The organism is Achromobacter ruhlandii (assembly GCF_902859695.1).
In the GTDB taxonomy this organism is placed as follows: Bacteria; Pseudomonadota; Gammaproteobacteria; order Burkholderiales; family Burkholderiaceae_B; genus Achromobacter; species Achromobacter ruhlandii.
Map to the genome: position 1 here is coordinate 29241 of NZ_CADIJL010000014.1, position 15117 is coordinate 44357.

A 15117-nucleotide genomic window follows, 5' to 3' on the forward strand; every position below is an offset into this window, starting at 1 on the left:
AGCATGTATCGCATAGGGATAGACGTCGGAGGCACGTTTACCGACTTCACGATGATCGACGAAGATCAAGGCATCGTGCATTTTCACAAGGTGCCGTCGACGCCGTCCGATCCGTCGGAAGCCATCGCCACCGGCATCGGGCAGATGCTCAATGACCATGGCGTGGCGCCGTCGCAGGTGTCGCACGTGGGCCATGGCACCACGGTGGCGACCAACCTCATCATCGAGCGCAAGGGCGCGCGCGTCGGCCTTATCACCACGCAGGGCTTTCGCGACGTGCTGGAGATCGGCCGGCAGACGCGGCCGCACCTGTACGACTACAGCGTCGGCAAGCCGCCGGTGGCGGTGCCGCGCGAGTTCCGCGCCGAGGTCAATGAACGCGTCAATGCGCAAGGCGAGGTGCTGACACCGCTGGATGGGGACGCGGTGCGCGCGGCGGCGCGGCGCTTTGCCGCCGCCGGCATCGACGCGGTCACGGTCTGCTTCCTGCATGCCTACCGCAACCCGGCGCACGAGCAGCTGGCCGCGCGCATCGTGGCCGAGGAAATGCCCGATGCGTATATCAGCCTGTCGTCGGACGTGCTGCCGGAATTCCGCGAATACGAACGCCTGTCGACCACGGTGCTGAACGCGGCGGTGGGCCCGAAGATGGCGCGCTATCTGGAACGCTTCCTGCAGCGCGTGCGCGAGCTGGATATTGGCCACGAGCCGCACACCATCCATTCCAATGGCGGCCTGATGTCGATCGCCACGGTGCGCCAGTATCCGGTGCGCACCTGCCTGTCGGGGCCGGCCGCCGGCGTGGTGGGCGCGGCGGCCGTGGGCCGCGCCATCGGCAGCCTGAACCTGGTGACGTTCGACGTCGGCGGCACCAGCACCGACGTGTCGCTGATCTGCGATGGCCGGCCGCTGTTCACCTCGCATCGCCAGGTGGCGGGCTATCCGGTGAAGACGCCGATGGTGGACATCCACGTGATCGGCGCGGGCGGCGGCAGCATTGCCTGGCTCGATGACGCGGGCGCGCTGAAGGTCGGACCGCACAGCGCCGGCGCGGTGCCGGGGCCGGTGGGCTACGGCCGCGGCGGCAGCGAGCCGACCATCACCGATGCCGAGATCGCGTTGCAGCGCCTGAATCCGGTGGCGCTGCTCAACGGCCGCATGCCGGTGCACGCCGAGGCCGCGCGCCAGGTGATCGACGAACGCGTGGCGCGGCCGCTGGGCCTGACGCGTGAGGCGGCGGCAGAAGGCATTTTGCGCATCGCGGCGGCCAACATGAGCCGCGCCATCCGCGCCGTGTCGACCGAACGCGGCTACGACCTGTCGCAATTCGCCCTGTATGCCTATGGCGGCGCGGGCCCGCTGCACGCGGTCGAGGTGGCCGAGGAATGCGGCATCCCCACGGTGATCGTGCCGCAGGAGCCGGGCACCATGTGCGCGCGCGGCATCCTGCTCAGCGACATCTCGTTCGACTTCGTGCGCAGCGAGATCGCGCTGGCCAGCGCGGAAAGCTGGGACGGCGTATCGACGATCTTCGACGGACTGCGCGATCAGGCCGAACGCTGGCTGGAGGAGGAACGCGTGGAACCGGCGCTGCGCCTGTACCGCAGCGCCATCGACGCGCGCTACGAGGGCCAGAACTTCGAGGTGCAGGTGGCGCTGGACGACACCGGCGCCGACGGCTACGCCGAATTCGCGCGCCGCTTCGCCGAGGCGCACGAGCGCGAGTACGGCTACACCGTCGATGACCGCAAGGTGCAGATCATCAACTGCCGCATGCAGGCGGTGGGCCAGGTGGTGAAGGCGCCGCTGGCGCCGCGCCAGGTCGATGGCACGCTGGACGGCGCCCGCATCGGCGAACGCCGCGCCTATTTCGGCGAGCGCCACGGCTGGCTGGACACGCCGGTCTATGACCGCGACCGCGTGCCCACCGGGGTGCGCTTCCGCGGCCCGGCGCTGCTGGAGGAAATGAGTTCGACCACCGTGGTCGGCGCGGGCCAGGACGTCGAGGTCGACGCCTACGGCAACCTGATCATCCATTTGCAAGGAGGCTCGCATGCGTGAAGCCCATCAAGCCAATCAAGACACTGGCGTGGCCCTGGCCGACCCGGTCGGCATGGAGGTGTTCTGCAACCGCCTGCTGTCGATCACCGAAGACATGAACAACACGCTGGTGCGGGCCTCGTTCTCGACCAACATCAAGGAACGCAAGGACTGCTCGGTGGCGCTGTTCGACGCCGCCGGCCGGCTGGTGGCGCAGGGCACGCAGATTCCGCTGCACCTGGGCTCGCTGGACGGCGCCATGGGCGCGATACTGCGCGCCTTCCCGGCCGACCAGATCCGCGACGGCGATGTGTTCATCTGCAACGACCCCTACCTGGCCGATGGCAGCCACCTGCCCGACATCAACATCGTCACGCCAGTGTTCTGGGAAGGCACGCTGCGCTTTTTCGCCGCCAACATCGCGCACCATTCGGACGTGGGCGGCGCGGTGCCCGGCTCGATCGCCGGCGGCCTGAAGTCGATCTTCGAGGAAGGCATCCGCATTCCCGCCAGCCGCATCGCGCGCGCCGGCGAGGTGGACGAGGATTTGCTGCGCCTGATCTGCGCCAACACCCGCGACCCCGAGGAGCGGGTGCTGGACCTGCGCGTGCAGATGGCCACCAATCGCCGTGGCGCGGCCGCGGTGCAGGGCCTGATCCGGCAGATGGGCCTGGCGGCCGTGCTGCGCTCGGTGGATGACGTCATCACGTACACGCGCCGCCGCCTGCTCAACCGCATCGGCGAGCTGGCGCAGGGCAGCTACACCTTCCGCAGCGACCTGGACGACGACGGCATGGGCGGCGATCCGGTGCCGATCCAGGTGACGCTGACGGTCAGCCGCGACCGCCTGCATTTCGATTTCGAGGGCTCGGGTAAGCAGGCGCGCGGCGCCATGAACCTGCCGTTCAACGCGCTGCGGGCCTGCGTGTATTACGCGGTCAAGGCGCTGCTGGATCCGGACCTGGCGCCCAACGCCGGCCTGTTCGACCCGATCAGCGTATCAGCGCCGGTGGGCACCATCACCAACCCCGAGCATCCGGCGGCGGTGGGCGCGCGCTCGATCACCGCGCAGAAGGTCGCGGGCGCCATCTTCGGCGCGTTCCGCGGCCTGCTGCCGGCGGAAAAGACCATGGCGTCCAGCAACGACTGCTGCCCGGCCATCGTGTTCTCGGGCCGCTGGCGCGAGCGCGCCGGGCACTTCGTCTACCTGGAGACGCTGGGCGGCGGGGCCGGCGCGCGCTACGACAGCGACGGCATGGACGCCGTGCACGTGCACATGACCAATACCTCCAACCTGCCGGTGGAAGCGCTGGAGAACGAGTACCCGCTGCTGATGGACGAGTACGCCATGATCCCCGATTCCGGCGGCGCCGGCCGCACCCGCGGCGGCATGGGCATCGCCAAGCAGATCCGCGCGGTTGGACCGGGCATCGTGTTCTCGGCGCGCTCGGACAGCCACACCGTGGGCGTGGCCGCCGGCGTCGATGGCGGCGCCGATGGCCGCCGCGCGCGGCTGGTGCGCAATTTCGGCACGCCGGCCGAAGAGGAACTGTTCTCCAAGACCGCCAACATCACGCTGGCGCCGGGCGAGAGCGTGCGCATCGAGACCCCGGGCGCGGGCGGCTACGGCCCCGCGGCCGAGCGGACCCGTAGCCGCATCGAGCGCGATCTGGCCGACGGCAAGATCAGTCCGGAAGCGGCGCGCGCGACCTATGGCTACGAAGCCCTCGCTACGCCACGTTGAGCGACATCGAGTACTTCATCTTGTCATGCGGAAAAGTGGTGATCGTGGCCAGCAGCAACACCCCGCCGCTGCCGTAGTAGCGGCGGGTGATGACAAAGCCCGCCGTCTGCGGCTCCACGTGGAGCTGTCTGGCGATCCCGGCCGCGATGGGCGTGGCCGAGAATTCCTGGTTGACCTCGTGGATGCGGTTGCCGAAGTGGTCTTCGATCAGCCGCAGCAGCGAGATGCGCGGCTGGATGTCGGCGCGCAGGTCGGAATGCGCCGGGTCGACATAGATCAGCGTGCACGCCACCGGCGTGTCCTGGTCGCCCAGCGTCTTGATGGAGTTGATGTGCAGCCACGGCTGGCCGGGCTCGGCGCCCAGGCTCTCGGCCAGCCGCTTGGTGAGCTTGATGGTGCGCACGTCCTGCACCAGCAGCGCGGCGTTGCGCGCGTACTGCAGCAGGTCGGGAAACTGCGAGATGCGTTGGGTGAAGCGGGTGCTGGCGTGGGCGGTCTCGACGCGCGTGCCGACGCCGGGGCGCCGCGACACCATGCCGGCCACCGTCAGCATGCGGATGGCCTCGCGGATGGTGTGGCGGCTGGCGCCGAATTGTTCGCACAGTTCGTGTTCGGTCGGCAGCAGCGTCATGACCGGGTAGCGGCCGCTGCCGATGTCGCGCGCCAACTGCTGGTAGATGCTTTTGTAGCGCGGACCGCCAGCCTCGTCGTCCGGCCCCGTGGCCTGGCCGCGGGCCTCGCGCGCGGCGGCCGGGTCGGGCGCGCGTTCGGAGGATCGGGTCATGGGGGTGGCTCCTTTTCTCGTTCTATCGGGGTTTGTACGGACAATAACCCATTGACAGGGCCCGCCTTGCGGATCCATTATTTGTCCGGACATTCATGTACGGACAAATTGTACGGCGGACATGAGGTCGCGGGGCAAGCGGGTCCGCATTTTTTTCTGCGGCGAGTCCATCCCCGGATTCAGGCAGCACCGGCAGTTCTTGCAGTTCTCTTCCAATAAACGGGGGTTTTCATGGGCAAGGTACTCGCAGTCCTGGCGGCGGCCACGGTGGCCGTCGGCGTATGCGCCACGGCGCAGGCGCAGCAGAAGTTGGTGGTGGCCGGCTACGGCGGCTCGTTCGAAGACATCATGCGCAAGGACATCTTCCCGCCCTTCGCCAAGCAGCATGGCGTCGAGCTGGATTACGTGGCCGGCAACTCCACCAACACGGTGGCGCGCCTGCAGGCGCAGAAAAGCAACCAGCAGATCGACGTCGCCATCATCGACGACGGCCCCATGTACCAGGCCATCGCGCTGGGCTTCTGCGCGCCGATCCAGGGCCTGCCGGCCGACGACATCTACGGCACCGCGCGCTACAAGGACGACAAGGCGGTTGCCATCGGCATCGTCGCCACCGGCATCATGTACAACAAGAAGGTCTTCGACGAGCGCAAGTGGGCCGCGCCCACCTCGTGGAAGGACCTGAAGGATCCCAAGTACAAGAAGCAATTGGTGGTGCCGCCGCTGAACAACACCTACGGCCTGCACGCGCTGGTGGAATACGCCCGCGAGGGCGGCGGCGGCGAGAAGAAGATCGACGCCGGCTTCAAGACCTTCAAGGACGAGGTCGGCCCCAACGTGCTGGTGTACGAACCGTCGCCGGGCAAGATGACCGAACTGTTCTCCAGCGGACAGGCCACCATCGCCGTGTGGGGCAGCGGCCGCGTCAAGGCCTTCGCCGACACCGGCTTCCCGGTGGGCTTCGTCTATCCGCAGGAAGGTGCCTACGCGCTGCTGTCGTCGGTGTGCCCGGTGGCCAAGGCCAACGCCAATCCGCTGGCGCAGGCCTTCGTCAACTATCTGGTCAGCCCGAAGGTGCAGGAGCAGTTGGCCAGCGCCTACGGCTATGGCCCGGTCAACAAGCAGGCCAAGGTGGCCGACGATCCGCGCGTGCCGCTGCCGATCGGCAAGCGCGCCGCCGACCTGATCGTGATCGACTGGGACACGGTCAACCAGAACCGGGACGACTGGAACAAGCGCTGGACGCGTGAAATCGAGCGTTGACGTTTCGTACACCAGGACGCAACGGCGGCGCGGGCGCGCCGCCAGCGGGAGCATCCATGAGTTATCTCGTATTGAACCGCCTGTCCAAGCGCTACGGCGACCTGACGGCGGTCGAGGACCTGAGTCTGTCGGTCGAACGCGGCGAGTTCATCTCGCTGCTGGGGCCGTCCGGCTGCGGCAAGACCACCACCCTGCAGATGATCGCCGGGTTCGTCGAACCCAGCGGCGGCAGCATCGTGCTGGACGGCAAGGACGTCAGCAGGACGCCCGCGAACAAGCGCGGGCTGGGCATGGTGTTCCAGAACTACGCGCTGTTTCCGCACATGACCGCGGCCGAGAACGTGTCGTTCGGCCTGGAGATGCAGCGGGTCGGCAAAGACGAGCGGCAGGCGCGGGTGGCCGAGGCGCTCAAGCTGGTGGGACTGTCGCACCTGGCGGATCGTCATCCGGCGCGCATGTCGGGCGGCCAGCAGCAGCGCGTGGCGCTGGCGCGCGCGCTGGTGATCCGCCCCAGCGTGCTGCTGCTGGACGAGCCGCTGTCGAACCTGGACGCCAAGCTGCGCGAGGAAATGCAGCTGGAGCTGCGCAGCATCCAGCGCACCGTCGGCACTACCACCATCCTGGTGACGCACGACCAGTCCGAAGCGCTGGCGCTGTCCGATCGTATCGTGGTGATGAACCAGGGCCGGGTCGAGCAGGTGGCCGAGCCCTTCGCCGCGTATGAAGGGCCATCCAACCGCTTCGTCGGCGGCTTCCTGGGCAAGGCCAATGTGTTCACGCCCACGCCCCAGTCTTATGACGGCGAGGTGCGGGCGCGCATCGGCGAGGCCCACATCGCCATGGACGGGCAGCCCGTGCCGCAGGGCGCGGTGATCGTGCGGCCCGAGAAGATTCTGTTTGCCGAGGCCGGCGCCTGTGCCCTGCCCGGCCGCATGAAGACGCGCGTGTTCCAGGGCAACCACTGGCTGTGCCAGGTCGAGACCTCGGTGGGCGAAGTCATGGTGATCCGCCAGAACGACGGCGTGCCGGTGCCCGCCGAGGGCGCGACGGTACACCTGCGCTGGCGCGCGCAGGACATGTGCGCGGTGGCCGGCCAGGAGCCGGCAAAATGAGCGCGCGCGCCAACCCCTGGCTGCTGAGCGCGCCGGCGCTGGCGGTGTACGCCACCTTCCTGGTGGTGCCGATGGCGCTGGTGCTGCTGATCAGCTTCTTCGACTTCCAGTTCTACGGCGGCATGCAGGCCACCTTCACCTGGAAGAACTACATCGAGATTTTCAGCGACGGCTATTACTACGAGATCTACGCCCGCACCTTCGGCGTGGCGGCGCTGGTGACGCTGGCCTGCCTGGTGCTGGGCACGGCCGAGGCCTACGTGCTGTCGCGCATTGCCAATCCGTGGAAGGGCCTGTTCCTGATGGTGGTGCTGGGGCCGCTGCTGATCTCGGTGGTGGTGCGCACGCTGGGCTGGGCGCTGCTGTTCGGGTCCACCGGACTCATCAACAAGGCGTTGATGGGCATCGGCCTGATCGCCACACCGATCGACCTGATGTACAGCAACCTGGGCGTGGGCATCGCGCTCACGCACGTGCTGGTGCCGTTCATGGTGATCGCGGTGTGGGCGTCGTTGCAGCGGATCAATCCGTCGACCGAGGCCGCCGCGCTGTCGCTGGGCGCCAGCCAGTTCACCGTGATCCGTCGCGTGATCGTGCCGCAGGTCATGCCGGGCATCCTGTCGGGTTCGATCATGGTGTTCGCGATGGCCGCCAGTTCCTTCGCCACGCCGGCCATCATCGGCGGCCGGCGCCTGAAGAACGTGGCCACCGCCGCCTACGACGAGTTCCTCAACACGCTCAACTGGCCGCTGGGCGCGGCGCTGGCGGTGGTGCTGCTGGTGGCGACCGTGGTGGTGCTGCTGTCGGCCAACCGGCTGATCGAGCGTCGCTATGGCGCGGTCTTCAATCCGTCGGGGGCCTGACATGAACTTCCGCAACGGTCCCATCGGCCTGCTGTTCCATACGCTTTTCATCCTGTTCATCCTGGCGCCCATCGTGATGGTGTGCGCGGTGGCGTTCACGTCCGAAGGCTTCATCTCGCTGCCCAGCGGGGGGCTGTCGCTGCGCTGGTTCCGCGCCATCCTGGACAACCCGCGCTTCATCGAGGCGTTCTGGTTCAGCCTGGGGCTGGGCACGCTGTCGGCGACGCTGGCGATCGCGCTGGCGGTGCCGAGCGCGCTGGCGCTGGCGCGCAACCGCTTTCGCGGCCGCGAGGCGCTGGTGGCGTTCTTCCTGTCGCCGCTGATGATTCCGCACGTGGTGCTGGGGCTGGCCTTCCTGAAATTCTTCACCACCGTGGACCTGGCCGGCACTTACGTGGGGTTGGTGGTGGCGCACGTGATCCTGGTGATGCCCTATGCGCTGCGGCTGGTGCTGGCCTCGGCCACCGGCATCGATCCGGCGCTGGAGCGCGCGGCGCAGTCGCTGGGCGCGTCCCACTGGACCGCGTTCCGGCGGGTGGTGCTGCCGCTGCTGCTGCCGGGCGTGGTCAGCGGCTGGGTGATCGCCTTCATCACCAGCTTCGACGAGCTGACCATGTCGATCTTCATCGCCTCGCCGTCCACCACCACGCTGCCGGTGCGCATCTTCCTGCACATCGAGGACACCATCGACCCGCTGGTGACGGCGGTGTCGGCCGTGCTGATCTATGTGACCATCATCGCCATCTTCATCCTGGACCGCCTGGTCGGCCTGGAAAAGCTGTTTGTCGGAAAGGGACGCTAATGACGGAAGAAATACAACAGGCGCCGCGCGCGCCGGCGCATCGCGGCGTCTACGACGCCGTGGTGATCGGCGGCGGCCTGGTCGGCTCGGCCGTGGCCTACGGGCTGCGGCGCGAACTCGACCACGTCGCGGTATTGGACGAAGGCGACGTGGCCTACCGCGCCTCGCGCGGCAACTTCGGCCTGGTCTGGGTGCAGAGCAAGGGCATGGGCCTGCCGCGCTACGGCGTGTGGACCATGACCTCGGCCGGCGCCTGGCCGCGGCTGGCGGCCGAGCTGCGGGAGCAGACCGGCGTGGACGTGCACCTGGAGCAGCGCGGCGGCCTGCACGCGTTGTTGAGCGACGAGGAAATGGAAGCGCGCGCCACCTTCATGCGCACGCTGCTGGCGCAGCCCGGCATGGCGCAGTACGACTGGAAAATGCTGGACCGCCACGAGCTTGCCGACATGGTGCCCGGCATCGGCCCCGAGGTGCGCGGCGCCACCTGGACGCCGGTGGACGGCATCGCCAATCCGCTCAAGCTGCTGCGGGCGCTGCACATGAGTTTTGCACAGCGGGCTGTGGATTACCTGCCGCGCTGCCCGGCGCAGCAGATCCGCCAGCGCGACGGCTTGTTCGAGGTGACCACGCCCACCGGCACGGTGCGGGCGCGCAAGCTGGTGCTGGCCAGCGGCCTGTCGAACAAGGCGCTGGGCGAACAGGTCGGCCTGACGGTGCCGGTGCGGCCGCAGCGCGGCCAGATCGTGGTGCTGGAGCGCACCCGCCGCCTGCTGGAAACGCCACTGTCCACGCTGCGCCAGACCGACGAAGGCACCTGGCTGATCGGCGACTCGCAGGAAGAAGCCGGCTATGTGGACAACCTGGTGGGCCTGCCGATCCTGGGCACGCTGGCCGACCGCGCCGTGCGCACCCTGCCCGCCTTGCGCGAAGTGCGGGTGGTGCGTAGCTGGGCCGCGCTGCGCGTGATGTCCAAGGACGGTTTCCCCATCTATCAACAATCCGAGACGTGCCCCGGCGCCTTCGTCGCCACCTGTCACAGCGGCGTCACCCTGGCGGCCGCGCACGCGCTCAAACTGGCGCCCATGATCGCCGCCGGCCAGTTGGCCGACGACATGGCGCCCTTCTCGACCCGGAGGTTCCATGTTCAAGAGGCTTGACGAGGCGCAGCGCCAGGCGCAGGGCGCGCCGGTGCGGGTGACGGTGAATGGCGCCGAGCTGCAATGCCGCGCCGGCGACAGCGTGGCCGCGGCGCTCTTTGCCGGCGGCATGCAGGCCTGTCGCGACACCGCGGTGGGCGAAGTGTCGCGCGGCCCCTATTGCATGATGGGCGTGTGCTACGACTGCCTGGTCACGATCGACGGCCAGGCCAACCAGCAGGGCTGCATGACGGCCGTGCGTGATGGCATGAAGATCGAGCGCCAACTGGGCGCGCGCAAGGTGCAGGCATGATCGAGACGACGCAATGCGATTTGCTGGTGGTGGGCGCGGGTCCCGCCGGGCTGGCCGCCGCCACCACCGCCGCCCGGCTGGGGGTGGATACGGTGCTGCTGGATGAGCAACCCGCGCCGGGCGGACAGATCTACCGCGCCATCACCACCACGCCGGTCACCGACCGCGCGGTGTTGGGACCGGATTACTGGCACGGCGCCTCCCTGGTCGAGCCGTTCCGGCAGTCGGGCGCGCGTTATGTGCCGGGCGCGACCGTGTGGGCGGTGGCCGAGCGCACCGCGCCCGAGCCGCGGCGCGGCTTCGAGGTGGCGTATTCGGTGGCGGGCGAGGCGCGCATCCTGCATGCGCGGCGCCTGCTGCTGGCCACCGGCGCGCAGGAACGGCCGTTCCCGATTCCGGGCTGGACGCTGCCCGGCGTCATCACCGCCGGCGCGGCGCAGATCCTGCTGAAGTCCGCCGGCGTGGTGCCGGCCGACCGCACCGTGCTGGCCGGCTGCGGCCCGCTGCTGTACCTGGTGGCCTGGCAATACCTGAACGCCGGCGTCAAGGTCGACGCGCTGCTCGAAACCACGCCGCCCGGTCGCTTGCGCCAGGCCTTGCCGAAGGTGTGGGACTTCCTGCGCTCGCCCTATCTGGGCAAGGGGCTGTCGCTGCTGCGCGCGGTCAAGGCGGAAATACCCATCATCAAGGGCGTGACGGCGCTGGAAGCGTTGGGGCAGGACAAGCTGGAAAGCGTGCGCTACTCCGCCGGCGGCATCACCAAGACGCTGCCGGCGCAACAGTTGATGCTGCATCAGGGCGTGGTGCCCAACGTCAACCTGTCGCGCGCCATCGGCGCCGAGCATCGCTGGAACGCGGCGCTGGATTGCTGGGAACCGGACGTGGATGACTGGGGCCTGACCTCGGTGGACGGCGTTGGCATGGCGGGCGACGGCGCCGGCATCGCGGGCGCGCTGGCCGCCGAACAACGCGGCCGGCTGGCGGCGTTGCAGGCCGCGCATCTGCTGGGTCGCATCGACGCGGCGCGGCGCGACAGCGAGGCCGCGGCGCCCCGCGCCGCGCTGGCGCGGGCGGTGCGCGGACGCGAGTTCTTCGATGCCTTGTACAAGGCGCCCGAGCGTTTCCGCCGCCCTACCGGCGACACCATCGTCTGCCGCTGCGAGGAGGTGACGGCGGCGCAGGTGCGTGACACCGTCAAGCTCGGCTGCAGCGGCCCGAACCAGATGAAGGCCTTCCTGCGCTGCGGCATGGGGCCGTGCCAGGGCCGCTTCTGTGGCCTGACGGTGTCGGAGATCATCGCCGAGGAACGCGGCGTGCCGGTGCCCGAGGTCGGCTACTACCGCCTGCGCTTCCCGACCAAGCCGTTGACGCTGGGCGAGCTGGCCTCGCTGCCGCAGACCGACGAGTCGCGCCAGGCGGTGGTGCGGCTGAAGAAATAGGAGCCCGCCATGACGGACGCTTCGCGCTCGGCCGCCGTCATCATCATCGGCGGCGGCCTGCACGGCAGTTCGGCGGCGCTGCACCTGGCGCGCGCCGGCGTGCCGGCGCTGGTGATCGAGAAGAACTACGTCGGCCGCCATGCCTCGGGCGTGAACGCCGGCGGCGTGCGCACCCTGGCGCGGCACCTGGCCGAAGTGCCGCTGGCGCTGGCTTCGCGCGAGCTCTGGTATCGCATTGGCGAGCTGGTCGATGACGATTGCGGTTTCGAACAGCATGGGCAGGTGCGCGTGGCCGAGAACGAGGCCGACGCGGCGGCGCTGCGCGCGCGCCTGGCGACCATGCAACAGCATGGCTACACGCATGAACAATGGATCGACCGCGATGAATTGCTGGCGATGATTCCCGCGCTGACGCCCACGGTGCAAGGCGGCCTGATCGCGCGCGAGGACGCCGCCGCCGATCCCTACCGCACCACGCTGGCGTTCCGCCGCAAGGCCGCCAGCCTGGGCGCGCGCTTCCTGGAAGGCGTGCGCGTGCTGCGCACCGCGCATGAAGATGGCCAGTGGCGGGTCGAGACCGACGCCGGCGTCTACACCGCGCCGCAGGTGCTCAACTGCGCCGGCGCCTGGGCCGACCGCGTCGCGGCCGAATGGGGCGAGCCGGTGCCGCTGACCGCCATCAGCCCGATGATGCTGGTGACGCTGCGCATGGATCATTTCCTGGACGCGGTGGTGCTGGGCACCGGTCGGCCGCTGTCGTTCAAGCAGCGCGCCAACGGCACGGTGCTGATCGGTGGCGGCCGCCGCGCCTGGGTCGATCGCGACGCGGAATGGACCGAGCTGGACTTCCGTTCACTGGCCGAGGGCGCGCGCACTGTCTGCGACCTGTTTCCGCACATGCGGCAAGCGATCGTGAACCGCGGCTGGGCCGGCATCGAGGCCGCCATGCCCGACGAGATCCCGGTGATCGGCCGCAGCCAGCGTTACGACAGCGCCTTCCACGCCTTCGGCTTCTCGGCCCATGGCTTCGAGTTGGGCCCGATCGTCGGCCGTATCATGGCCGATCTGATCACCACTGGCGTGACCGATCTGCCGATCGCGCCGTTCGCCATCGATCGTTTCGCCGGCGCCGCGGGCGCGCCGGCATCCACTTCAAAGGAGCAGCACTCATGAATGACATCGTGCGCAAGGATTCCAACGAACGCCTGAGCCGCATTGTGATTCACGGCAACACCGTGTACGTCGCGGGCGTGACCTCGTCGGCCGAAGGCGGCATCGCCGCGCAGACGCGCGACGTGCTGGCCAAGATCGACGGCTATCTGAAGCAGGCCGATTCGGACAAGACGCGGCTGCTGTCGGCGCAGATCTGGCTCAAGGACATCGAGCGCGATTTCGCCGGCATGAACGCCGTGTGGGCCGAGTGGGCGCCGGCCAATGCGCTGCCGACGCGCGCGACCTGCGAGGCCAAGCTGGCCTCGCCCGATCTGTTGGTCGAGATCATCGTCACGGCCGCCAAGCGGCCGGGATATGTCGGCGGGCCAGTGTCGGAAGCCTGATCGACCACAACGATCCGGCAGCGTGCTGCCGGATCTTTCCCGTGGCGTCCCGTCGCGACCCTGACAGCGGCGGATGAAGGCCAGGTCCGGCCTCGGACACGCCTTATTTCGTTATCCCGCGATGCATTTTCCCGGTTTTGCGCTTTCTCGCTGTTGATAATCGGCGCGTTGACAAGGAAGTGCTTTGGATGGGCCGGCAAGTTCGGCCTTCGGGAATTCGTAGCGTGCCAGCCGGTCAGGTTTTCATCCGCAATATCGAGACCTCTTGCCGCCACCATCATGGTGCGCCGCGAGGCTGGTGGCGTCCCAGGAGGGCCGCCGCGCACCGTGCCGCCAGCCTGAGGCTGTGCCTTGGGTTCACCGCCGCCCTGGCTTTCCCGCCATGGCCGGCCGCGCAACCCCTCCCCGCGGATGCCGCCACGCGCGCCAGCGAGATCCAACGCCGCCAGGAGCAGGAGCTGGACGCGCAGCGCGCCCGCGCCGCCGAAAGGCCGGACGTGCTGTCGGCGCCGCCCGCCGTCCCCGGCGAGGGGCCGCTCGTCTTCCCCGAGGAATCACCCTGCTTCACCATCGCCCAGGTGGTGTGGGATGGCTCACCGCCACCGGCCGCGCTGCGCCGCGACGTCCATACCGTCTTGGGGCAATGCATCGGCGGGCAGGGCTTGCGCGCCTTGCAGGAACACCTCATGGCGCGCCTGATCGACCGTGGCCAGATCACCGCCCGCGTGCTGGTGCCTGAGCAATCGCTGGCCAGCGGCACCCTGACCCTGCGCTATGTGCCGGGCCGTATCTCCGGGGTCAAGAGCGACGGCACGCCCGGCTGGTGGCGCACCGCCTTGCCCACCTGGCCGGGCGGCGAGGTCAACCAGCGCGACCTCGACCAGGCGCTGGAAAACATCCGCCGGCTGGCCGGCCAGGCGGACGCTTCCATCGACGTCGCGCCCGGCCCCGAGCTGGGCGACTCGGACATCATCATCAAGCCCGGCACCGGCAAGCGCTGGCATGCCTACGTGGGCGGGGACAACGCCGGCCTGGAATCCACCGGCAAGAACCAGGTCAACGCCGGACTCACGCTCGATTCGCCGCTGTTCCTGTACGACCAGTTGTCGGTCTCCTGGAACAGCAACGCCGACCTGCGCAACAGCGACGCCGGCTCGCGCGCCGCCTCCGTCAACTACAGCATCCCGTTCGGCTACTGGACTTTATTCGCCGGCGCCAGCAAGTCGCGCTACCGCCAGACCGTGGCCGGCTTCGATGAGCCCATCGTCTACGGCGGCACCAGCAAGCAGGTTGAGGCGGGCGTGTCGGTGGTGCCCTACCGCGGCGCCAGCTACAAGGGCACCGCCATGCTGAAGTTTCTGCGCAAGCGTGCCAACAGCACCCTCAACGACATCGACATCGAGGTGCAGCGGCGCGACGTGGTCGGCTACGAATTCAGCTACGGCCATCGTCATTACATCGACCAGATGGTGCTGGACGTTGGCGGCGGCGTGCGCGGCACGCTGCCGCAGTTCTCCGATCAGCCCGGCTACGTCTACGGCGATCCCGACTGGAACGGCCGCAGCACCATCCTGACGGCCAATGCAGGTCTATACCTGCCCTTCAAGGTGGCGGGGCAGCAGATGGCGTACCAGGTCAACTGGCAGATCCAGCATGCCAAGACGCCCATCGTGCCCGCCGACTACTTCACCATCGGCAACCGCTACGCGGTGCGCGGCTTCGATGGCCAGATGACGCTGGCCGCGGAAGACGGCTGGACCCTGCGCAATGACCTGTCGCTGGACCTGGGCGAGCTGCTGCGCGTGCCCGGCCATCAGGGGTATGCGGGCCTGGACGTGGGCCGCGTGGGCGGCCCGTCTGCGATGTGGCTGTCCGGCCGCACGCTGGCCGGCGCGGTGATCGGGCTGCGCGGCCGCGCCGCCCTGCCCGGTGCCGCCAATGCGGTCAGCGCCAGCTACGACGTTTCCGCTGGCTGGCCATTGCAAAAGCCTGAGTCGTTGAAAACCGCCTCCCCCGTATTCGCAGCGACGCTGATGTTCGAGTTCTAAGCCCGCCGCCTTGCGTT

Annotated in this window: 13 protein-coding genes; 12 read left to right on the forward strand and 1 reads right to left on the reverse strand. The window is 68.8% G+C overall.

From position 1 onward, the window contains the following. Window positions 1-3: 3 nt before the first annotated feature. Entirely contained in the window at window positions 4-2061 is a 2058-nt protein-coding gene (locus HV742_RS17845; RefSeq protein WP_175146031.1) for a hydantoinase/oxoprolinase family protein, read from the forward strand. Beyond that, window positions 2054-3784 carry a hydantoinase B/oxoprolinase family protein gene (locus tag HV742_RS17850; protein WP_175146032.1) on the forward strand — a complete coding sequence of 577 codons (1731 nt, stop codon included), beginning with the start codon at window positions 2054-2056 and terminating at the stop codon, window positions 3782-3784. Before HV742_RS17845 ends, HV742_RS17850 begins: the two co-directional genes overlap by 8 nt. Here HV742_RS17850 and HV742_RS17855 read toward each other — a convergent pair. Further along, the gene (locus HV742_RS17855; RefSeq protein ID WP_175146033.1) at window positions 3771-4568 is read right to left on the reverse strand and encodes a GntR family transcriptional regulator; all 798 of its coding nucleotides are present in this window, start codon (window positions 4566-4568) and stop codon (window positions 3771-3773) included. The genes HV742_RS17850 and HV742_RS17855 overlap by 14 nt on opposite strands. Window positions 4569-4799: 231 nt before the next feature. Between HV742_RS17855 and HV742_RS17860 the strand changes: the two genes are divergently transcribed. The 10 genes from HV742_RS17860 to HV742_RS17905 all read left to right on the forward strand — a co-directional run bounded on the left by HV742_RS17860 (window position 4800) and on the right by HV742_RS17905 (window position 15100). Continuing rightward, window positions 4800-5831 carry an ABC transporter substrate-binding protein gene (locus HV742_RS17860; RefSeq protein ID WP_049070372.1) on the forward strand — a complete coding sequence of 344 codons (1032 nt, stop codon included), beginning with the start codon at window positions 4800-4802 and terminating at the stop codon, window positions 5829-5831. A gap of 56 nt (window positions 5832-5887) precedes the next feature. Further along, complete coding sequence (locus tag HV742_RS17865) at window positions 5888-6943, forward strand: ABC transporter ATP-binding protein (protein ID WP_020925745.1); 1056 nt, start codon at window positions 5888-5890, stop codon at window positions 6941-6943. Next, window positions 6940-7806 (forward strand): ABC transporter permease, encoded by an 867-nt coding sequence (locus HV742_RS17870; protein WP_175146034.1) that lies wholly within the window; start codon window positions 6940-6942, stop codon window positions 7804-7806. Before HV742_RS17865 ends, HV742_RS17870 begins: the two co-directional genes overlap by 4 nt. 1 nt (window position 7807) lies before the next feature. Then, window positions 7808-8608 carry an ABC transporter permease gene (locus HV742_RS17875; RefSeq protein WP_006389497.1) on the forward strand — a complete coding sequence of 267 codons (801 nt, stop codon included), beginning with the start codon at window positions 7808-7810 and terminating at the stop codon, window positions 8606-8608. After that, window positions 8608-9765, forward strand: coding sequence for an NAD(P)/FAD-dependent oxidoreductase (locus HV742_RS17880; RefSeq protein ID WP_175146035.1), 1158 nt, complete (start codon window positions 8608-8610; stop codon window positions 9763-9765). The genes HV742_RS17875 and HV742_RS17880 overlap by 1 nt, the downstream gene beginning before the upstream one ends. Further along, complete coding sequence (locus HV742_RS17885) at window positions 9749-10057, forward strand: (2Fe-2S)-binding protein (RefSeq protein WP_063580934.1); 309 nt, start codon at window positions 9749-9751, stop codon at window positions 10055-10057. The genes HV742_RS17880 and HV742_RS17885 overlap by 17 nt, the downstream gene beginning before the upstream one ends. Then, the gene (locus HV742_RS17890; protein WP_175146036.1) at window positions 10054-11496 is read left to right on the forward strand and encodes an FAD/NAD(P)-dependent oxidoreductase; all 1443 of its coding nucleotides are present in this window, start codon (window positions 10054-10056) and stop codon (window positions 11494-11496) included. The genes HV742_RS17885 and HV742_RS17890 overlap by 4 nt, the downstream gene beginning before the upstream one ends. 9 nt (window positions 11497-11505) lie before the next feature. Next, a complete protein-coding gene (locus HV742_RS17895; protein WP_175146037.1) occupies window positions 11506-12669 on the forward strand; it encodes an NAD(P)/FAD-dependent oxidoreductase in 1164 nt (387 codons plus the stop codon). After that, window positions 12666-13052, forward strand: a complete 387-nt coding sequence (locus HV742_RS17900) for a RidA family protein (RefSeq protein WP_049070378.1) — start codon at window positions 12666-12668, stop codon at window positions 13050-13052. Before HV742_RS17895 ends, HV742_RS17900 begins: the two co-directional genes overlap by 4 nt. Before the next feature lie 344 nt (window positions 13053-13396). Beyond that, window positions 13397-15100: a ShlB/FhaC/HecB family hemolysin secretion/activation protein gene (locus tag HV742_RS17905; protein ID WP_437340594.1), complete on the forward strand. Its 1704-nt coding sequence runs from the start codon at window positions 13397-13399 to the stop codon at window positions 15098-15100. Window positions 15101-15117 lie beyond the last annotated feature (17 nt).